The sequence below is a fragment of the Pseudoalteromonas luteoviolacea genome (assembly GCF_001696455.1).
In the GTDB taxonomy this organism is placed as follows: Bacteria; Pseudomonadota; Gammaproteobacteria; order Enterobacterales; family Alteromonadaceae; genus Pseudoalteromonas; species Pseudoalteromonas luteoviolacea_C.
Genome location: NZ_MAUJ01000002.1, coordinates 21,909 through 41,444, shown reverse-complemented (window position 1 = coordinate 41,444; position 19,536 = coordinate 21,909). Strand labels below are relative to the sequence as shown.

The following is a 19,536-nucleotide window of genomic DNA, read 5'->3' as shown; positions in this document are numbered from 1 at the left end:
GGGATGGTTTAGCAGAATGCAGCAAACGATAGTTATGCTGTTTTGTATTTGTGTTAACGCGCATGCTGCTCAAAAAGTGCATATTTACTTAGACGATCAGCTAGATTTTGAGCTGTTTAATAATGCCAACAGCAAGCCTGAGAACATCGCAGGTGCAACTAACAAACTTGTATTTGCTAATCTCGGTGAAAATACACAAATGATTTTCTCAAAAGCGAGCTTCAATCGTACGATTAAAATTATGGAAGGTGCCGATTTTCCTGCATGTACGGTCAATAAAATTAATACGGTTGATCGTAAGTCAAAGTTTTTGTTCAGCCTGCCAGTCAACTTTTATTGGTCTCACAAGTTATATACATACAACAATAACAAGCCTGATATGCAAGCCGTTCTAAATTCCAGAGGTGAAATTAGCTCTTTACCCGAAATGTTTAAAGAATTTCAAAATAAATTGATTGTGATTGCAGACAACTTTTCTTACGGCGATTTTCTGGACACTCAATTGCAAAAAGTAGACAAACACAATCTTGTTATTCGAGGAGGCAGTGATCATTACGAAACCGTCCATAGAATGTTTATATTGGGGCGAGTTGACTTTTTACTCAGCTACCCCGCTGAGTTTCATCGATACAGTAATAACCAAGAATTACCTGTTCAGTCTTACCACATAGCTAATGCACCAAAAGTTGTGATTGGTCATATTATGTGTAATAAAAATGCGCTAAGTGAAAAGTTCATAGTGAAAGTGAATGCGGTTCTCATGGAGCTGTATTTAAGTCAAGAGTTTATAGAGGCACATACAGACTACTTACCAGCTAGCGAGCACTCCGCCCTAGATGACTATATTAAAGGCTATTATCAAAACAAAGTGGTCAAGTCTAGTAATTGAAATAAAGCATAAACTCTATGAAGGAAACTAGTAACGATATGAAAAGTATTCAAAAAATGGTATGAAGTCTTATGTATAACTGTTTTGGGTTGCTTGTAGATTGTATTCAATACTTTTTCATGTTTTACAAATCTGCAAAAGCAAATTTAGATGTAAATAAAACATTGTTCTCGTTGGCGCCATGCCTTAGTATTAAATCAGTTGTTTTTAGATAGTATTACAATATGGAACTTGTTAGACCGTTAGAACCAATTCTCATCATCGATGACGTTGAAGAAGTACGTAGCTACTTAATCGAAATATTAGAAAACCTAGGGTTTGAAGAAATTTATGAATCCAAGGACTTCTCTTCAGCTAAGCCATTGTTGCAGTCAAAATCTCCCAATGTATTATTTTTAGATATAGAGCTTCCTGATACGGACGGCACGCAAATACTAGAATACGTCAACGACACATATCCGAATACACACGTTATTATGTGCTCTGGACACAATAGCCTTGAAAATGTTCAAAATACTTGGGAATTGGGAGCGAAAGGTTTTATAGCAAAGCCGTTTAACGCGAAGAAAGTGGATACAGTTATGAAAAGATTAGAAATGATCGCATGAATCAAGTCTCACAAAATATCATATCTAAACTGTCTAAACTCATATTAGGTAAAGACGAGCAGCTTAAACTCGCTTTATGCTGCCTTCTGAGCAAGGGTCATTTACTAATTGAAGACTTGCCAGGAATGGGTAAAACGACACTATCTCATGGGCTTGCAAATGTACTTGGGTTAAGTTACCAGCGAGTTCAGTTCACAAGTGACCTACTTCCCGCGGATATCACAGGGTCGAGTATTTTTAATACGCAAACGCACAGCTTTGATTTTCATTCAGGTCCTATTTTCAGTCAGGTACTATTAGCTGACGAAATTAATCGTGCAAGTCCCAAAACTCAGAGTGCTTTACTTGAAGCAATGGAAGAAGGCCAAGTTACTGTCGATGGCACTACACATGCGTTGCCGCAGCCATTCTTTGTAATTGCGACACAAAATCCGCTTCATCAATCCGGAACCCACCCACTTCCAGAATCTCAGTTAGATAGGTTCTTTATACGTATTAGTTTGGGTTATCCAGATACTGAGGCAGAAAAAAGCTTGATTGTGTCTGGTAATGACCGCGCGATAAAATCTGAGGATCTTAGCCTTGCTCTGACCACTGAAGAGCTATCTAAACTACAAAATCAAGTCATGACCGTTGAACTTTCTGAACCGGTAATCCAGTACATTATCGATTTAGTTAGCTTTACGCGAGATTCTGGAGAATTTGCTGATCCACTCTCCCCAAGAGCAAGTATTGCCTTGGGCCTAGCGTCAAGAGCGTATGCCTTGATTTCTGGTCGTGAATACGTGTTGCCTGATGATGTACAAGCCGTGTTTGGGCCTGTCGCGGGTCATAGGCTTAATGTGCCATGTAATGAACAGTTGCCTGTGGTTGAGTCCATTTTTAATCGAGTTCCGGTACCTATGTAATGATATCGGGTTCATACAAAGACTGGCTAAATAAAGTTATAACAAAAAAGCATTCAGCGAACTCGATTGCGCTCAGTCATGAAAATATCTATGTCGTTCCTTCAAAAAGCGGCTTTTTGTTTTTATTTTTTGCGCTTTTAAATTTTGTAATAGGGATTAATTATCAAAACAACCTAATCTTAGGGGTTTCCTACCTTATGCTGATGTTGCAGATTTCGGCATTGTTTTATGGTTATATGAACCTCCATGGTATGCGGGTAGAATTGCTAGATATTAAAAGCAATTTTGCTGGCAACCACAATCTAGCAAAATTTCGAATTACCCCCTCTTCTGAAGTTTTCTCACTGAACATATTTCACTCAGAGTTTTCGAATTTAGATTTTCAGAATAAGCATTTAAATACGAAGACGCAAAACCAAATCATAAAGTTACATCTTGAGCAGAGAGGTAAATACAGTAGCGGAAAATTCAAGATCCAAAGCAGTTATCCCTTTGGTCTTGTAAATGTCTGGAGCTATTTGCTGCCAAACAAGCAATTTTACGTATATCCAGCGCCTCTTAAATGTGAGCTCGATATTCACAGCTCTCTAGAAGCTGATACCGACACGGGTGTTAAATCAAGGCGCTCCGACAGCTTCGAAGACTTTAATAGTCTGACTAAATATCAGAAAGGAATGAGCAAAAACCGTATTTCATGGCGACATTTTGCAAAGAGCCAAGAGCTTTTAGTCAAAGATTACGAAGGGGAAGAACAGTCAATCAGCCATGTGTTAGATTTTTACAAAGTAGAAGGGGCGAAAGAAACCAAGCTGTCCAAGTTGTGCTATCAAGTGACAGAAGCAGATAAACAAGGTCATGAATTTGCACTTAAGCTGCCAAATGGCTATATCAAGATGGGCTCTGGTGAAAAACACGTGACGCAGTGCTTGGAGGCATTGAGTGAGTGCTAATGTTTTTGTGAAGCAGAATACGTTAATCACATCTTTGATATACTGCGCAATATCGCTGCTGCTTTTTCAAAGTTTGGGCTATGTGTTTTGTGTCTCTATTATTTTGGTGACTATTTTCAAATTGAGCACATCGTTAGGCGCTGTGAAGCATCCTTCTAAACTTGTGGTTAATTTGCTCGCTGTAACCGTTATTGTTGTCGTGTTCCTTTCTCTTGGATTAAAAAATACCATCGAAATGTTTGTGGCCATGTTACTAGGAGCGTGCGCTTTAAAAATGTTGCAAGTAACCACGACCAAACAGGCAGCATCGACTTACATTCTGAATTTCTTTACGTATCCTTGCTTTTATTTGTTTTCACAAAATATTTTGGCCTTTACATTCGTTGCGGCTTTACTGCTTTTTAATTTGGCTCAGTTGTTTAGCATTTCACATAGTTTACCCATTAAGCAAGCTTATAAAGGCTCGGTTAAAAAGTTTGTTTTTAGCTTACCGCTTGCGATTGCAATGGTGCTCCTTGTACCCAAGCTTCCACCTTTTTGGCAATTACCAAATGCGAAATCAGCAAACTCAGGGTTATCAGAAGACGTAGACCCTTTTGAAATTTCCGAGCTTTCTCGTTCATCAGAGCTCGCCTTTCGTGCTCTGTTACCCGCTGCTGATATGTTTCAGCCTCCGTTTTATTGGCGTGCGATAGTTCACGATAGGTTTGATGGAAAAAAGTGGCAAAAGTCTCGCTTACAAGGTGTTGGACTGCAGAGAACTTATCAGCCAATGGGGCCGGTATACTCGGTCATTGCTGAACCATCAAGTACTCGCTGGCTTTATACTTTAGGTGATGGGATCCCTGCAAGCAAAGGGATGGGTGTTAATAACTTTGGGACAATTTATCAGAAAAAGCTGTCCAATAAGCCCATCCAATATGAAGTGTCACCTGTGGATATAGACGATGCTCGCTTGACAAGGTGGGAATACGCGATGAATACGCAATTGCCTGAAGGTTATAACCCGAGGGCAGTCGCGTTGGCACTGGAGTGGGATCAACAAACCAGTAATACGCAGGAATTCATTACAAAAATGAAGTCTTTTTTTGTAACAAGCGAATTCAATTATAGCCTGACGCCGCCGGCCATTTTAGAAAAACACAATGTGGATGAATTTTTGTTTTCTACTCAGACAGGGTTTTGTGGTCATTTTGCCTCATCGGCAGCGTTTTTAATGCGTACGGCGGGGATCCCAACGCGTTTGGTATCTGGGTATTTAGGTGGAGAGTTTAACCAACAAAGTAAATACTATGCCGTTTATCAATACGATGCACACGCATGGGTTGAGTACTATGTCCCACAGTTGGGCTGGCTCAGACTCGACCCGACTTCTTGGGTTGCACCAGATCGAATGTTTGGCTCGCTGTCTGATTTAGCGCAATTACAGCAAGAATTTCAGGATAACCTCGGGATCAGTTTAGCCTCATTTTCTAATATTCAAGCAATTAACTGGTTGCGCCTACAGCTAGAGCAATTAGACTTTCATTGGACTCAGTGGGTACTTAATTTCGATGATAAAAAACAGTCTTCTTTACTCAAAGCCTTATTTGGTAATAAGAGTAATTATTTACCTGCACTTTCTGTAGTTTTATTACTTGTTACCGCGTTTGGTGCTTGGTTTGCGTATTTGAACTTTAGAAATTGGAACAAGCAACCAAAAGAAATTAGGCTCTATAATAGGCTGCTGGACTTTGGTAAGGTACAATCGGTTGGCCTAACACCGAAGCAATCGTTTGAGTTACTCAAGCAAAAGCTCCCTGATGTCCAAGAGGAGCTTGCGGAGTTTTACGACTTGTTTGAATCGGCAAGGTATCAGAATGTTGCGCTTTCGCCAGCGCAGTATAAGAGGCTGTATTATCTAAACAGGCAAATAATAAAAAAGGCAAAAATAAAATAATATGAATGCAGTAGCTATTGGGGTCATCTTAATGCTTGGCCTATCCCTTTATAGGGTGAATGTGATTGTCGCAATGACATTGAGTGCTTTGGTTGCAGGTTTAACCGCGGGACTTGGTCTTGAACAAACCTTAAACGCATTTAACGATGGTCTGTCGGGCGGTGCAGAAATTGCGCTCAGTTATGCAATGCTAGGTGCATTTGCGGTGGCAATTTCAAAATCCGGGTTAACCCTTATCCTCGCTAGCAAGCTACTTGGGCTTGTTAACAGTAAGAACGAAGACTCTGCCTCTTATTTAAGTATGCTGATTTTAGTGGTAATAATGGGTTGTGCCGTGGCTTCACAAAACCTTGTACCTGTTCATATTGCGTTTATTCCCATCTTAATTCCGCCTCTAATTGTCATTTTTAATAAATTAAAGATGGATAGAAGAGCCATTGCGTGCGTACTCACATTTGGCTTAGCGACTTCCTACATGGTATTGCCCTACGGGTTTGGTGGTATTTATTTGTATTCAATCTTACATAAAAACATCACTGACAATGGGCTAGAAATCGCAAATACCGCTGTACCTTATGCGATGATTATACCTGCACTCGGAATGCTGGTCGGTTTATTAATTGCAGTGTTTATTAGCTACCGTAAACCAAGAGAATATAGAGATGAAAATCAAGCGGACACCAAATCTAGCATTAAGGTTGAGGATCAACGAAAAGTACTAATTGCTGGTGGTATTGCAATTATTTGTTCTCTACTTGCGCAAAATGTCAGTGGTTCTATGATACTTGGCGGACTGGTCGGCGTCATGATGTTTGCATTGTTTGGTTTGGTAAAATGGGATCAAAGTTCTGATATCTTCACCAAAGGTGTCGCGATGATGGCCATGATAGGCTTTATTATGATTTCTGCTCAGGGCTTTGCGTCGGTAATGAAGGAAACCGGTGATGTTGCGTCCTTAGTGTCGGCGTGTGCAGAAGTTATTGGAGATAGCAAACCGCTTGCAGCTGCCGTCATTTTATTAGTTGGGTTATTAATTACTATGGGTATTGGCAGCTCATTTTCTACGGTGCCTATCATAGCGACGTTATTTGTACCTCTGTCATTAGAAGTAGGATTTTCTGCAATGGCTACAGTGGCTTTAGTTGGGACTGCCGGTGCTTTGGGTGATGCAGGCTCACCAGCGTCAGACTCCACGCTGGGTCCAACTTCTGGTTTAAATACTGACGGACAACATGATCATATATGGGACTCTGTTGTTCCCACCTTTATACATTTCAACATACCGTTGTTAATTTTTGGCTGGATAGCGGCAATGGTATTGTAAGTTCAGTGCGCATGTGGGCTCATTTTGAGAGAGGAGCCCATTTAATTTTTAAATCGAAAATTCACTTTTCATTGTGAGAAGCAAACTGCGACTTAATCAGTTTAAATTCCAGAAAACAAAACAAAAACAAAGCATTATCATTTGGCACATATAGTGCACTTAAAGGTTAGATTAACTAAATTTTAAGGTGACACTATGAATGTGGTTTTTATTGGCGCAGGCCAAGAAATGCTAGGGATAATGAAAAAGCTCAAACCCCTTTGTCGAAATATGAGTGCCATTTGCGCCACGCCAGAGGCAAGCTTTGATATTGACAACAAGTGCGCTCTACTCTCTTACTCCCAACTAGAAACGCTACAAAATATGAGTCTATCGTTGTGCTCCAACAAAGAGCGCGCTGAAACAAGACACACAGCAAATTTAGAGCTCTTATCTTTGATGTGCAACACACCAACAGAAGCCATCAGTTATTTTAATAAATCGCTTAACAGCAAAAGCTGTATATATCCCATGTCAGACTATGCTACTGATCTAGTTGCAATCACAGAGTGCGGCAACACCGTCGTTGGCACAAAAAACATTGATGCGTTAGCTGAATTTCCTCATGAGGTGTTTTTGTCAAAAGATGTTCCCTCACCTGCCGGTGCGATAGATGCGATAGCGCAAGCCGACTTACTCATTTTTGGGCCTTGTAACCCCATCACTGATTTAATGCCATTACTACTCATACAAGATATTAAAAATGCAGTACTAGAAACATCAGCAAGTAGGTTACTAATTGATACTCCTGTTACGGGAAGTTTATTGTTGAAAGGGTGCAGCGCGTCGCGTTATTTAGAATGGATGAAAAATCAGATTGGATATCAGTTTTTCGATGTTGCTATTTCTAATCAGTTTACAGATATTCTCAGCTTTCATTATCGAGAAAGTAAGTCTAACTCGCCAAAAGATGTGGGTACTAACAACACATTGGATATGATGGACGAGCTGTTTAAGGTGCCGACGCTCGCAACCATGAACGCAATCAAGCAGTCTGGCATCAATTTAGAGCCTACAAGAAACTAAGTCTTTTTAATTTATGGTGCGTGCGAGAGCGGCTACTTCTTTTTGGGTAGTCGCTTTTTTAATAGTTAACAGTACAGGTAGCCACGTTCTTCTGGTTACAGTAATGAAAATCAAGGTAATGCTCACTTTTCTCTGGCTTAGTGCCTGATTTAACATAACGGTATAATAGCTCTGCGCTTAGCTTGCCCATCTCGTAAGGCTTTTGACCAATATTAATGCTAGAGAGGCTATTACTTAGCGCTGTGAGCTGAATTTGCTCAGTATCCGCTGAAATAATGGCGATATTCTCCTCTTTTATGCGCTTTTTATAGGGTAACAGTTTGGTTAAATACTCAGGGTTGAATTGAGCAAACCCGGCGACTGCTAAGAATATAGGAGGTTGTTTGTAATCTAAAATGGTTAACAGTTGGCTGAGGGAATCGTCTCGTCTACCCATGGTATATAATGGGCAACGATCATACTCTATCCAGCCCGAACTTCCATCGAGCTTACCCTCTTTTTTGCCGGATAAAGCATGTCGAACACCTTGTATGCGTTTATTTAAATTAGGGGTAGTCTGATGGCCAGACTGAATGCAAATAGGTTGTGGATCTTGTCGTTTAAATTGTTTGGCAGCTTGCCCCAATGCAACACCAAAATCGAAATTATTAGTGCCAACATAAGCAAGGCGATAAGCATGGTGCTCCTTCAAGAGATCTGAGTCGAACGTAATGACGGGTATCCCTTTTTGTTGCGCCAGTTTTAGCGCGCCTGACACCAAAAAGCTAGAATCCGTTGTAGAAATCAAAAGGCCGTCTACGCCCCGGTTGATGTATTCTTTTACGATCAGCACTTGCGTGCGGACATCTTGATAGTCATCTGCGCCGTCATATACGCAGTTTAGATCTGCAATTGTACGCGAAAATGCTTGGCAACCTTTAAACGATTGCTCATAAAAAGAGTCGTTTTTCGTTTTTCCAATCAAGGCAAACGTCAGTTGAGCAAACACGTTTGAGCTGAACATTAACAGCGGTATTAAGCTCCAGCCTAGGAAGTAAATCAACCTGATTTTCAAATGCTAAGTCCCTGACAAAATTGCAATTAGCCTGCATCATATGATATGAGTTTAACGCTTTTTGGGACTAAGGCAATGAAAACCTGTTGATATAACTTCGGACAACGTAAGGCGTCATTCTCTACGGGGATGTGCGCGTGCCTTTTTCTTTTCAATTACAAGCTCAATAATCGCAATGTGTCTACCAATTTTTGTTGCGAGTATGTGGCTAAAAGCACCAAAAAAATAGAGGATAGGAATTGCGTAAGCAATTGAAAGCACCCAATCGAGCTCAATTTCGTTTAATTTGTCTAGAGATATCAGTAATGCTAACACTCCAGGCGCAAAGCCTACTCTTTCAATGGAGCCGACGAGCAACGAAGTACGTTTTTCAAACGCCACTTTCTCTGCTTTGACTTCTAGTAATGTGAACTCAAGATCTTCTAAGCTTTTAGAGTGCAAAAACACCATGTACTTTTTATCAAAGCAGTCGTTTAGCTTGGCATTATTATAAAGGACTGCTAATGGGTTTCTGATGCTATCCCTTATTTCACTTCTACGCAGGAAAAATATAATTGCAGGGTGGATGATTATTCCGATATAGCCAAGCATGAGTAAAATTAACGAGGTCAGCTTAAACTGTTCTAACTGGGTTATTTGCCAAATAAATGCCACGATTATCGCAACGATAATGCTTGTGAGGTAAGTTAGGTAAATTTTGATTTCAAATTGGTTTGGTAAGTTAGAGTGGGTATTGTGGCTAATATTTTCTTTACGACTTAACCCTTTAAGTGCTCTGTATATTGAGTCAGACATGGAAATCTCCTTATATTTATATCTGCTTATCATTGCGACGTGTTACAGAGTCTCAGGTACAGCCAATACCGAAAGCAGACGCTCCTCAAAGTGTAGTTCATATCTGTTTTTACAGGGCTTGAATCCAGCGAGAAAGCGTACGCGCTTGATGTTTAACATTGTAGTTTTGTTCTGCATATTTACGCGCATTTTCGCCAAGCAAGTGCTGATGGTAAGGGCCCAATTTCAAAAAAGCTAATAACATGTTTTTGAGTGCATCGACACTGTTAGGGGGGCATTTCATCCCGGTATTTGAACTAGTTAACTCATCACATACAGCGATATTTGAGGTTAATATCGGCAAACCACATGCCATAGCCTCTTTAATATAATTAATGTTGTTTACGTTAATAACGTCGGCGTCAGAGCAAAATGGCGTGATCATCCCGCTGTACTTAGGCAAATTCTTCAATAGCCACTTTCTAGGTTTGTCTCCTAAAAAATGCACTTTTTGATTGAGCCGTAATTTTATCAGGGCATTGACGAGTTGTTTCTTCATCGGGCCGTTACCGACAACATCTATCATGACCTCGGTACGAGATGGTAACGCCGCGAGTGCCTTGAGTAAGTATTGCAGGCCTGACCCTTCGACGATATTGCCAACAAAAATAAGTTTTATCGCGCTTTTGTTCTTAATCGCCGTTTTATATAAAGATAAGTCTAGTCCGCGCTTAAGTACAATTGCCTCGCTGTTTTTGGTGGTCCTCAAACTTTCGAGCTCTAAGACTGATAAGTTGCAGGTATCTGCAACCCATTTGGCCGGACCTTTCGGACAAGCGACGTCTGAAAAACTTGAAATGGATGCGCCGACACAATTAGCACTCGCTAGACTTGCGGGATACATCGCCTCGCTTGATTCAAAATGTATATGGTCAATATCATTTTGCTGTAGGACTTTGGCAAGCTTTAAGCCTCTGCATAGTAGAGAAATTAAGCTACCAACTCTGTATTTATACCATATCGAAAAACAATTCCTTAAATTTTTAAAGTTTGCAACCTGACCCGCTAAGTCACTAAGCCCTGGTGTAGGCACGTACTTCATATTTACGTCGGGTTTGAGGTTTCTAACGTTTTTATACTTTACGTTGGTGATTATCGTTACTTTGTGACCCATTTCTGCGAGTGCATTTGCTTCGCTGATGAGCATTGCGACTTCTTGTAGGTTCCGACTATCAGTATAAATCGCTATATGTTTCATGTAGAGGCCTCGTTGAATCAGTTACCAAGACCTAACAAGAATTGAACCAACATTATTACTTATGATAAACAGCTACTTATGTTTTCTGGTGGGCAGCTAACGAAAAGCTTCCCATTTTGCATCGCATTTTGAATGGCAAATTGAGTGATAGCTTATGCTGAGTTTTAACGTGCGTACTACTGCTTTCTATCCGTTTGCTCGTAATCTGTTGTCTAGTGTCATAGGCACGTACCTTATTCCCATAAACGCGCACTCAGGCTCAGAAGCAGTAAAGCCATATTTTTCATAAAAGTGTTGTGCATTGACAGAAGAACGTAATGACACATGCTTTGCTCTGGTTTGTGCGAGTAATTTATCAAGCAAAGCTTTTCCAAATCCGCTGCCTTGCAATTTTTTCGCGACAAATAGGTGAGTGATATAGTGCTTATCCCTAAGCGCTGCGAATCCAACAACTTGCTCATTTTGGGTGGCGACGAACGTATCAAATAAATTGGTATTAAAAGTAGTTTCAATATCCGGGATCACTCTGCTCATATATTCGCGCCTCCCTTGCGAATCAAATAGCGGAAGAACGTCTAGCTCTGAGACATGGGTGATAAGTGCTGTTATCTGTTCAACGTCTTTTTGTTTTGCATATCTGATTTCCATTTTTACGTCCTTTTAATGCGAGATATGTATTTAATGGGGTTTGTCATAAAAATATACATGGAAGGTGGCACCACCCATGTCGTTATTGCACTCTACATCGATACGAGCGTTGTGAGCAATAACAACTTCATTGACTATGGCTAATCCGAGTCCGCTACCAGTTAACGTTGATTGTTCTTTTCGCCAAAAACGCTCGAACAACTTTACGCGATCTGCTTCATTAATACCCGGACCTGAGTCTTTTACAGATATTCTGTCGCATGCGACCTCGACAATGATTTGCGCACCTTCTTCTGCATGCTTTAACGCATTCTCTAAAAGGTTTTTGAGCATTATAATCAGTGCAGCTTGATCCCCAATCACCGTCGCATTCTTGTCGATTTCCTCGAGTGCTAAGTCTTTCTTATAGGTTAATGTAAGGGGCCCTAGCAGCATGCAAACATCTTTTGCAACATCTGATATATTTACCGACTTATGTAAGTAGCTATTTTGGTTTTGTGCTCTGGATAAATCTAACAGCTGCTCTACAACTCTTGTCATATAGGTGATGTCCCCCATTAGTTCGCAGCCTATTTTATCTGGCAAATTAGCTAGCTCTAATCGAGTTCTTAAAACGGCCAATGGCGTTTTTAATTCATGTGCTGCATTGGCTACAAAGCGCTTTTGTTCGTTAAACCCTGTCTCAACCCTATCCATTGTGTCGTTCAATGCGTTGACAAGTGGCAGCATCTCACTCGGTACCCCCAGCTTGTCTAATCGCCTATCAAGTTGAGATGGTTCGATACTATCTAGTTGAGAAGCGACGTTTTTAACTGGTTTTACAACCGCCTTGATAGAAATGTACCCAACAAATATGAATATGAGAAATGCAGAAACCATCGTCAATGTCAGTACTTGCCCTAACATGGGCAACACGGCCTCGTTGGCGAGCTCTCCAATCATGTCATCACGAGCAAGATCTACGAACAGTGCTCTGCCTTGTATTTCTACGGCGATACGGTACCTATCGATACCATTTGAAAAAGAGTAACCCTCTGGCATCGATTGTGGCAGGGCTAGCAAAGCTACGGACGTTGCTTGATGGGGGTTAGATGTCAACAAGACATCACCCGTTATACTGTCCGAGACTTTAAACGCAAGGTTATTAAACAGCGCATCATATCCCCATTTTTTTGCTATGTTCGTTGCGGTGTAAACTAGCGCTCCCCTTTCGTCAAAATGTAGCGTGTCAGGAATATCCTCAGCCATGCCGTGCATGCTTTTTTCGACAGCGATGTTGGCAAAATTGATTGAGAACAAAAATAAAATCCCAGCTATTAACGCGAAGACTCCACACCCTAGTACGGTGAACAATAAAAATAGCTTTCGAGCGAGTGAATCGTTACGGTTAGACTTCATGACAAGATGTACCCTATCCCTCTTATCGTTTTAATTTCAGCACTTGCGCCGGCTTGCTCTAACTTCTTGCGGATCCTATGCATTGCGACTTGAATTGCATTGTCTGTAACCTCGAAACCCAAAGCGTAAATTGCATCGTATATTGCGTCTTTACTCACCGTTAAGCTGGCGTGCCTGATCATGTATTCTAAAATGGCAACTTCGGTCTTACCCATGCTGATGTTCTTATCCTCAATTAAGACGCGCCTTGATTTAGTATCCAAAGCAATATTTCCGCGAGTAAGCACATTACCTGAGTATTCGACAGGTCTTCTCAAAATTGCCCTCAGCCTTGCTTTTAGTTCATCAATGGCAAACGGCTTGTTTAGGTAGTCGTCAGCGCCCAAATCGAGTCCCTTTATTCTGTCTTCGACGCCGCCCCGCGCAGTCAAAATTAAAATGGGTATTGGGTTTTCTTTGGCCCTTAACTCACGGATGACATCGATACCATCGGTATCAGGTAAGCCAAGATCTAAAACGAGCGCGTCATACTGCCAACCGTCCAAAAGAGATTGCATTTTTCCTGCACAGTTTGCGATGTCTGCGGCATGCCCATCTTGCAAAATGGCTTGTTGGATAAATTGTGCGAGTTGGTTGTTATCTTCTGTGATTAAAATTCGCATAAATTTTGACTGTCCTTTTTATTTAGTGCACTCATTAATTCGTTGAACATACTTTTTTGGATCAATTAGCAGATTCATCCAGATAGGCATAATGACCAGCATTAAAAATGTCGACGTTATTAATCCGCCTATCACGGCCCATGCCAGTGGTGGCCACAATGGACTTTGTGCAGATGTCAACGGCAGCATACCAACAATGGTTGTCACTGTAGTTAGCATTATGGCTCGCAACCTTGTTTCTACAGCTTTTATGATTGCCTCATTTTTGTCTATGCCTTGTTTTATGTCACTAATTGCGTTGTCTATGAGTAGAATCGCAGTATTAACCACGATACCTGTAAGTGCTAAGACGCCGAGTACAGACATGAATCCAAACGGTACGCCGACCACTGCCAGCATCGCTGGCGCGCCAAGTACTCCTAGTGGAATACTTAACATTACCAATAATGTCAGTCGGTAAGAATTAAATTGCAATATTAAGGCGACAAATAGCAGTACAAACCCCGCGGGCAGTGCGAGCAACAAAGCGGAGTTGGCTTCTGCTGATTCTTCAAATTCGCCACCGAGTTCAAGCGTTATTTGATATCGATTGGCAATATCATAAAGCTCTGGAAGCAAAGACAGTAATATAGTCTCTTCATCTATACCGGTTTTTACATCAGATAGCAGCCTGATTTCTTTTCTGCCATTTCTTCTTGTTTCGACGCCTAACATGCCTTGTATTTGTGCGTTCGCAAGTAGGGAGAATGGTAAAAATGCGTTTTCACCGTCAACCACATCCAAAGTAAGAAGTCGCTCCGTATCTTGGGATGAAGATGTATCTTGGATTAGTAATTCAACTGGTTCCGTTTTATACAGAAGTGAAGAGATATGAAGCCCTGTTCCTTGCCAAGCAACGTAACTACTCAACTCTTGCTCCGTTAGGTTTGCAGATTTGAGCGCATGTTGGTCTATATTCATTGAAAGCTGCGGTACACCATAGCTAAAAGCGCGCCTTGCATTCTGAGTTTCTTCTCGAGATGTTAGAATAGCGAGCATCTCCTCTGCGGCGCGATATAAATCAACGCGCTTGTCACTTATTAAACGCAGCTCGATAGGGCTTTCAATTGGCGGGCCTTGCCCGAGTTCTCTTGCGACAATAAACGTACTTGGAAACTGAGCTGGCAAGTTATTATTCAGACGTGCTGTTAAGGATGAAACATCAACTTCGGGTTTCACCTCAAACACAACTCTGGCTATGTTGGTTTCGCCGGGCTGTTGAACTAAATTGTAATAAAAGCGTGGTCCTGATGAGCCACTAAACGAAAAGGTCTTACTAACACCTGTATAAGACGCTATCGCTCGGCTCACGTCTCGCGCTGTTTGTGATGTGCGCACAATATCGCTCCCGTAAGGAAGTTGAATATCGACATATGCTTGATTGCGGTTTGTTTTTGGAAAAAACTCACCAGTTTTAGATGGCAATATAAAAGTACCAATGCACATTGCCACAAAAACCAAAGAGACGGTTTTTGGCTTTTGAAGCGCAACAGTCGCAACTTTTCTGCCCCAACGACCAAACTTAGATTCTGATTGGTGTTTCAGTCCTTGAGGTTTAAAAGTAAATCTAGCAAGAATGGGTACCAGCGTTAATGCAATGATATAACTAAAACTAATACAAAGGATCACCAAAACAGGAATCGAAGCGATAAAGTCTGCAACGCTGCCTGTCGCTAAAAGCATGGGTAAAAATGCCGCTATGGTTGTTGCAGTAGCAGTCGCCAATGGCTTGTAAAGCGCCTTTACAGCATCTGTACTTGCATCGAATTTAGATCTTCCCTGTTCAATGAGCTGTAAAATTTTTTCGGCTAGGACAATGCTATTGTCTACCATTAAACCCAACGAGAGTACCATGCCAGCGATGGTCATTTGATGAATTACACCTTGACCAGCGGTAAATACGCCAAGTGAACAAAGGGCAATGGTGGGGATAGAAATAACAACAACGAGCGCTGTTCTGGCTGACATCATGACTATTAAAATGACAGCTACGCCAATACAGCCTGTGGCAAGTGACAAGAGTAGCCCAGATTTTCTCTCAGCGGTCCATTTCGGTTGAAATAACACCACTTCAGCGGGTGCGTGTTCATAGCGCCTGTTAAATGTTTCAATCGAATCTAATATTTGCTCCCCGACTTCTGTTACTCGAACAGTATTGGCTGGTAAAGAGATTGCTAACCCAACAACTTGCTCACCATTTAAAATAAATTGCTCTGGCGCGTATGGATTTGTTCTGTAATAGACATCGGCGATACTGGACAATGAGAGAGTACTTCCATCAGATAATTGTAATTGCGTATTTTTTACCTTGTTAATGTTGTCGATTTTACCAATGGGGTTGAGATTAGTCGTAAGCCCATTCGATTGTAATGTAGCAGCGTTACCGTCTGGGTTTTCAAACAAAGCGGCAATTTTGTATGGTGATGCGCCCGTATCGCGCATTGCTTGCATTGAATAGTCAATAACAATCTGCTCTTGGGGATCACCAACCAGCGTTACACTTCTAATGGTGGGAATTTGCTCAAGTTCTGAGCGCAGTTTTAATGCAAGTCTGCGTTTTTCGTCGAGTGAATGCGGTTTAGTGATAGCGACCACGATTCCCTGAGTGTCTTGGGCGCGATCGTTTACGGTGGATTTTATGGGGGCTATTTTGCCTTCTAAAGCGGCTATATCGCTCTTTATTCTTTGCCAAACTGTATCGGTGTTATAGATCTGTTCATCAAGTTCAATATCAATCGTTGCATTGCCATTTTTAATGCGTGCTTGATAAGTGCGAATTTCATCAATTTCACTGAGTGCGCGCTCAATGGGAATGACGGCTTTGTCTCTAATCTGGGCGATGGTCAATCCATCCGCATTGAGTGATATAAATCCGTTACGATACGGGAATTGAGGATCTTCCTGTTCGCTGGCTGTGAACCATCCAAGCACACCAACTAAAACAAAGATACTAATGATCCCAAGAATGAGCCTTGGGTTTTGATACCAAGACTCATGTGTTTCATTCGTACTACTCATATGTGCCCTCTTTGGCAATCATCAGATTTTTTTGTAGGGTAGGCTCTGGTGATGTGTTGAAAGCGATCCCTTGTATCAAGGCTGCGGTACTAATCAAAAGTTTGTCTTGGCGAGTTGCAAGTATTTCGATGGCATAATGGCGTAAATTATCATCCAGCAAATAGCTTTTCCCATCACTCATAAAGCGAACGGCACTGGCATCTATGCTGTAAACTTGACGCTCGGTTAAGGGGATTCTTAGTTGTGCAGTTAAACCTAAAGATTGTGGTGTATGCGCTTGCAGTTCAACGGTCACTGAAAATAGCGAGGGCCCTGAGAGTTTGGGAATGGCTTTCTCTGTTACTTTTGCCTTAAATGTCTTTTTGGATGCGCGAATAAAGACCTGAACAGTATCGCCGACACTTAACTTGAAGGCATCACTTTCTGGGATTGAAAATTGTATCTTTTGCTTACCTATTTCTTCTAATCTAATAATCGGCTCACTTGAGGATACAAACTGTCCCTCTCGAGCAAATAGCCTTGCAATAAGCCCGTCTTCAATGGCAAAAATTGAAATGTCTTTAAGCTGATTACGTGCTTGTGAAAGCAAAGCTTTCGCTTCTAATACCGACTCTGCCGCTATTTGTGCTGCTCGTTGAGCTTGCTCTAAGGTGGCTTCTGGCGCTAAGTTTTTTTGATGAAGGTTTGTCACCCGTTTGAGTTCTCGCACAGAATCATCCGCCGCCGTAATCGCTGCGTTAAGCTGCGCTTGCCTTTGCAACACGACGGCTTCCAGCGATGGAGAGTAGAGCTTCGCAAGAAGCTGGCCTTTTTTGACATACTCTCCTTCTTTAACGAGCATAGAATCTACTCTGCCATCGCTAAATGAGGCAATATCATAGCCTATGCTGCCTTGGATCTTGCCATAAAACACTTTACTCGGAGGAGAAACAGGCTTTGCATAGGTTATAGCGCGTGCGGTGTGTTGCACCTGTTTTTCAGGCGCAATTTCAGTGTTGTCTTCGCATCCGCTTAGCAATACTAAAAATGTAATACAACTCAAAGCTGCTAATTGGCTTTTTGGGCTTCGGTTAAAATACATAAACGTACCCTAAAAGCAGTTGGAATGTCCCCGACTTATCAACTAATGGTGAATCTTTAATGGTGCTGTCGAATGATGTGTAACTCACATCGGCCTTAATCATGTGGTTTTGACCAAAAAACCAATCACTGCTTACGCCGATTTCAAAGTTCGTTGCGCTATCTACCTGATAGAAAGCTCTACTCGCTGTTGCCTCATGAGCTTTGACGCCATAGTAATAATTAGCTAAGTCCTCACTCGCAAAGCTCACTGCTATGTATGGCGCGATACGACCTCTATCTACGGTGAATGGCATGCCATATGAAAGTGTTGCTTCATATCCTTCATGCGTGTTGGTGACGTCCTGAGTGTATTTAATACCAAATTCACCAAAGTCCGTGTCAATCTCTGCTTCAAGGCCAAAATCAAAGCTCATGTCTCTGTCTTCCATGCCTTTGAAGATTTCACTATCAGCTTGTTCATACCCATCTAGGCGCAACATTCCCGTTGCTGCAAGTTCAAAGTTATCTGTTTTGAAAAAAGTATACGAAGCGTAAGGGCCTAATAATCTGAAGTCGCCGTACTCAATTGCGATTGCTGGCACAAATTGTGTTTCACTACCGACATCTTTGTAACCCTCATCTTGCACTACAACAGCCCCACCTAGGCCAAAGCGAAGCTCGTCTTCCTGTTCTTGCCCAATAGCTGTGGTGCTGAACATTGCTATTGTTGCTAAAGCCATTACTGAAAGTTTCATAAGTTTTCCTTAGTTTTCTCGAAATTCGTTGCAATTAATTTGTCTACGAACGAGAGAATAAAGGGACAAACTTTCTCGAAACTTACAGGACGAAAGTTTTCGTAAGAATTGGTCAAATTGACTCGGAAGATGAATTGAGGGAAATAGTGAAACCCGGTCTTACTCGTGTTGCAGGCCGCAGAGTGTCATTTGTTATTAAATAAGCGTCGCCAGGCTTGAGGGGAGCAATCAAATTGTGCTTTAAAGTGCTTTCGAAATACCTGCTCTGAGCTAAAACCAATCGTTTCACTGATCGTTGCGATACTGGCGTCGGATGATTCGAGTAATTCGAGGCCGGCATTCAATCGCATTAATATTTGCCAAGTAATAAAGCTCGTACCGTAATTTGCTTTAAAGTGACGAGTGAACGAACGCACGCTCATAGAGCACAAATTGGCTGCTTGACCGACTGACAGGCTGGTGGATAAGTCGCCTTGAAATGTATCAACTAATTTTGCAAGCCGAGTATCACTGGGCCTGTGGACGACAGGACTATCTATAAACTGGTTTTGGCCTCCAGTTCGACTTGGCGGTGAGACCATCATTCGGGCTATTTGATTCGCAAATTTAACGCCATAAACACTTTTTACTATATGAAGACAACAGTCGATAGCGGCCGCGCTGCCTGCGGAAGTTATGATGTTCTCATGAACGACAAACAAAGGGTTGGTATCGAGGTCAACATCGGGAAATCGCTGTCTAAAATCATAACTAAACTTCCAGTGTGTTGTCGCTCTTTTACCATCGAGTAGGCCTGAATATGCCAGCGCATACGCGCCTAAACACAGACCCACAATTAACTTGTTGCTTGCCTTTGCATGTTGAAGATGTTCTTTAAGGCTAACATCAATTTGTTTTGTGGGAGGCCAGCTTGGAATGATAATAATATCTGCATTGCTTAATTCATCGAAGGTATGAGATACAAATAAATCCAGCCCGCCAGAAACAGATACACGCCCTTTTCGCTCGGCACACACAGTCGTCGAAAAGTAGTTGTCGCAATCTGGAATTGCATCTGCAAACACTGCCAACGGGACCGACAAGTGAAACATACTGATTTCATCAAATGCGACAATAGCGATATGCTTCATAGTAGTTGGCCTAATAGTATTGATTAATGTCTATTTGGCCATTGTTGCAGAACGC

The 19,536-nt window shown here is 41.6% G+C and carries 17 protein-coding genes; 7 read left to right on the top strand and 10 right to left on the bottom strand.

Translation table 11 applies throughout. The features are described 5' to 3' along the window. Positions 1–16 precede the first annotated feature (16 nt). The 7 genes from A7985_RS08810 (at position 17) to A7985_RS08780 (ending at position 7,683) form a co-directional block, all read left to right on the top strand. Positions 17–889 (top strand): hypothetical protein, encoded by an 873-nt coding sequence (locus tag A7985_RS08810; protein WP_065790107.1) that lies wholly within the window; start codon positions 17–19, stop codon positions 887–889. Positions 890–1,113: 224 nt separating this feature from the next. Next, the gene (locus A7985_RS08805; RefSeq protein ID WP_065790106.1) at positions 1,114–1,497 is read left to right on the top strand and encodes a response regulator; all 384 of its coding nucleotides are present in this window, start codon (positions 1,114–1,116) and stop codon (positions 1,495–1,497) included. Further along, positions 1,494–2,405: an AAA family ATPase gene (locus A7985_RS08800; RefSeq protein ID WP_065790105.1), complete on the top strand. Its 912-nt coding sequence runs from the start codon at positions 1,494–1,496 to the stop codon at positions 2,403–2,405. The genes A7985_RS08805 and A7985_RS08800 overlap by 4 nt, the downstream gene beginning before the upstream one ends. A gap of 197 nt (positions 2,406–2,602) precedes the next feature. Then, on the top strand, positions 2,603–3,355 hold the full coding sequence (locus A7985_RS08795; RefSeq protein WP_176716713.1) for a DUF58 domain-containing protein: 753 nt from the start codon (positions 2,603–2,605) through the stop codon (positions 3,353–3,355). After that, positions 3,345–5,294, top strand: coding sequence for a transglutaminase family protein (locus A7985_RS08790; RefSeq protein ID WP_081310486.1), 1,950 nt, complete (start codon positions 3,345–3,347; stop codon positions 5,292–5,294). Before A7985_RS08795 ends, A7985_RS08790 begins: the two co-directional genes overlap by 11 nt. A 1-nt stretch (position 5,295) precedes the next feature. After that, the gene (locus tag A7985_RS08785; RefSeq protein ID WP_065790101.1) at positions 5,296–6,618 is read left to right on the top strand and encodes a Na+/H+ antiporter family protein; all 1,323 of its coding nucleotides are present in this window, start codon (positions 5,296–5,298) and stop codon (positions 6,616–6,618) included. Positions 6,619–6,813: 195 nt separating this feature from the next. Continuing rightward, entirely contained in the window at positions 6,814–7,683 is an 870-nt protein-coding gene (locus tag A7985_RS08780) for a 2-phospho-L-lactate transferase CofD family protein (RefSeq protein ID WP_065790099.1), read from the top strand. A gap of 58 nt (positions 7,684–7,741) precedes the next feature. Here the strand turns inward: A7985_RS08780 and A7985_RS08775 are convergent, their stop codons facing one another. From A7985_RS08775 to A7985_RS08730, 10 genes are all read right to left on the bottom strand, one after another. Further along, positions 7,742–8,737 (bottom strand): substrate-binding domain-containing protein, encoded by a 996-nt coding sequence (locus A7985_RS08775; RefSeq protein ID WP_065790098.1) that lies wholly within the window; start codon positions 8,735–8,737, stop codon positions 7,742–7,744. Positions 8,738–8,851: 114 nt separating this feature from the next. Further along, positions 8,852–9,532 carry a hypothetical protein gene (locus tag A7985_RS08770; RefSeq protein ID WP_065790096.1) on the bottom strand — a complete coding sequence of 227 codons (681 nt, stop codon included), beginning with the start codon at positions 9,530–9,532 and terminating at the stop codon, positions 8,852–8,854. Between the two features lie 109 nt (positions 9,533–9,641). Further along, on the bottom strand, positions 9,642–10,769 hold the full coding sequence (locus A7985_RS08765; RefSeq protein WP_065790092.1) for a glycosyltransferase family 4 protein: 1,128 nt from the start codon (positions 10,767–10,769) through the stop codon (positions 9,642–9,644). A 186-nt stretch (positions 10,770–10,955) separates the two neighbouring features. Then, positions 10,956–11,417 (bottom strand): GNAT family N-acetyltransferase, encoded by a 462-nt coding sequence (locus tag A7985_RS08760; RefSeq protein ID WP_065790090.1) that lies wholly within the window; start codon positions 11,415–11,417, stop codon positions 10,956–10,958. A 30-nt stretch (positions 11,418–11,447) separates the two neighbouring features. Continuing rightward, positions 11,448–12,815: a sensor histidine kinase gene (locus tag A7985_RS08755; protein WP_065790088.1), complete on the bottom strand. Its 1,368-nt coding sequence runs from the start codon at positions 12,813–12,815 to the stop codon at positions 11,448–11,450. Beyond that, the gene (locus tag A7985_RS08750; protein ID WP_065790086.1) at positions 12,812–13,477 is read right to left on the bottom strand and encodes a response regulator; all 666 of its coding nucleotides are present in this window, start codon (positions 13,475–13,477) and stop codon (positions 12,812–12,814) included. The genes A7985_RS08755 and A7985_RS08750 overlap by 4 nt, the downstream gene beginning before the upstream one ends. An 18-nt stretch (positions 13,478–13,495) precedes the next feature. After that, complete coding sequence (locus A7985_RS08745; RefSeq protein WP_065790084.1) at positions 13,496–16,534, bottom strand: efflux RND transporter permease subunit; 3,039 nt, start codon at positions 16,532–16,534, stop codon at positions 13,496–13,498. Then, positions 16,527–17,615 (bottom strand): efflux RND transporter periplasmic adaptor subunit, encoded by a 1,089-nt coding sequence (locus tag A7985_RS08740; RefSeq protein ID WP_065790083.1) that lies wholly within the window; start codon positions 17,613–17,615, stop codon positions 16,527–16,529. The genes A7985_RS08745 and A7985_RS08740 overlap by 8 nt, the downstream gene beginning before the upstream one ends. Beyond that, positions 17,605–18,351, bottom strand: coding sequence for a MipA/OmpV family protein (locus tag A7985_RS08735; RefSeq protein WP_065790081.1), 747 nt, complete (start codon positions 18,349–18,351; stop codon positions 17,605–17,607). The genes A7985_RS08740 and A7985_RS08735 overlap by 11 nt, the downstream gene beginning before the upstream one ends. A gap of 185 nt (positions 18,352–18,536) precedes the next feature. After that, the gene (locus A7985_RS08730; RefSeq protein ID WP_065790080.1) at positions 18,537–19,481 is read right to left on the bottom strand and encodes a GlxA family transcriptional regulator; all 945 of its coding nucleotides are present in this window, start codon (positions 19,479–19,481) and stop codon (positions 18,537–18,539) included. Positions 19,482–19,536: the final 55 nt, after the last annotated feature.

Bases quoted from the DNA above. Each gene is read 5' to 3' on its own strand.
- A7985_RS08810 (WP_065790107.1), top strand. From the start codon at position 17: ATGCAGCAAACGATAGTTATGCTGTTTTGTATTTGTGTTAACGCGCAT.
- A7985_RS08805 (WP_065790106.1), top strand. From the start codon at position 1,114: ATGGAACTTGTTAGACCGTTAGAACCAATTCTCATCATCGATGACGTT.
- A7985_RS08800 (WP_065790105.1), top strand. From the start codon at position 1,494: ATGAATCAAGTCTCACAAAATATCATATCTAAACTGTCTAAACTCATA.
- A7985_RS08795 (WP_176716713.1), top strand. From the start codon at position 2,603: ATGCTGATGTTGCAGATTTCGGCATTGTTTTATGGTTATATGAACCTC.
- A7985_RS08785 (WP_065790101.1), top strand. From the start codon at position 5,296: ATGAATGCAGTAGCTATTGGGGTCATCTTAATGCTTGGCCTATCCCTT.
- A7985_RS08780 (WP_065790099.1), top strand. From the start codon at position 6,814: ATGAATGTGGTTTTTATTGGCGCAGGCCAAGAAATGCTAGGGATAATG.
- A7985_RS08770 (WP_065790096.1), bottom strand. From the start codon at position 9,532: ATGTCTGACTCAATATACAGAGCACTTAAAGGGTTAAGTCGTAAAGAA.
- A7985_RS08765 (WP_065790092.1), bottom strand. From the start codon at position 10,769: ATGAAACATATAGCGATTTATACTGATAGTCGGAACCTACAAGAAGTC.
- A7985_RS08760 (WP_065790090.1), bottom strand. From the start codon at position 11,417: ATGGAAATCAGATATGCAAAACAAAAAGACGTTGAACAGATAACAGCA.
- A7985_RS08755 (WP_065790088.1), bottom strand. From the start codon at position 12,815: ATGAAGTCTAACCGTAACGATTCACTCGCTCGAAAGCTATTTTTATTG.
- A7985_RS08750 (WP_065790086.1), bottom strand. From the start codon at position 13,477: ATGCGAATTTTAATCACAGAAGATAACAACCAACTCGCACAATTTATC.
- A7985_RS08745 (WP_065790084.1), bottom strand. From the start codon at position 16,534: ATGAGTAGTACGAATGAAACACATGAGTCTTGGTATCAAAACCCAAGG.
- A7985_RS08740 (WP_065790083.1), bottom strand. From the start codon at position 17,615: ATGTATTTTAACCGAAGCCCAAAAAGCCAATTAGCAGCTTTGAGTTGT.
- A7985_RS08735 (WP_065790081.1), bottom strand. From the start codon at position 18,351: ATGAAACTTTCAGTAATGGCTTTAGCAACAATAGCAATGTTCAGCACC.
- A7985_RS08730 (WP_065790080.1), bottom strand. From the start codon at position 19,481: ATGAAGCATATCGCTATTGTCGCATTTGATGAAATCAGTATGTTTCAC.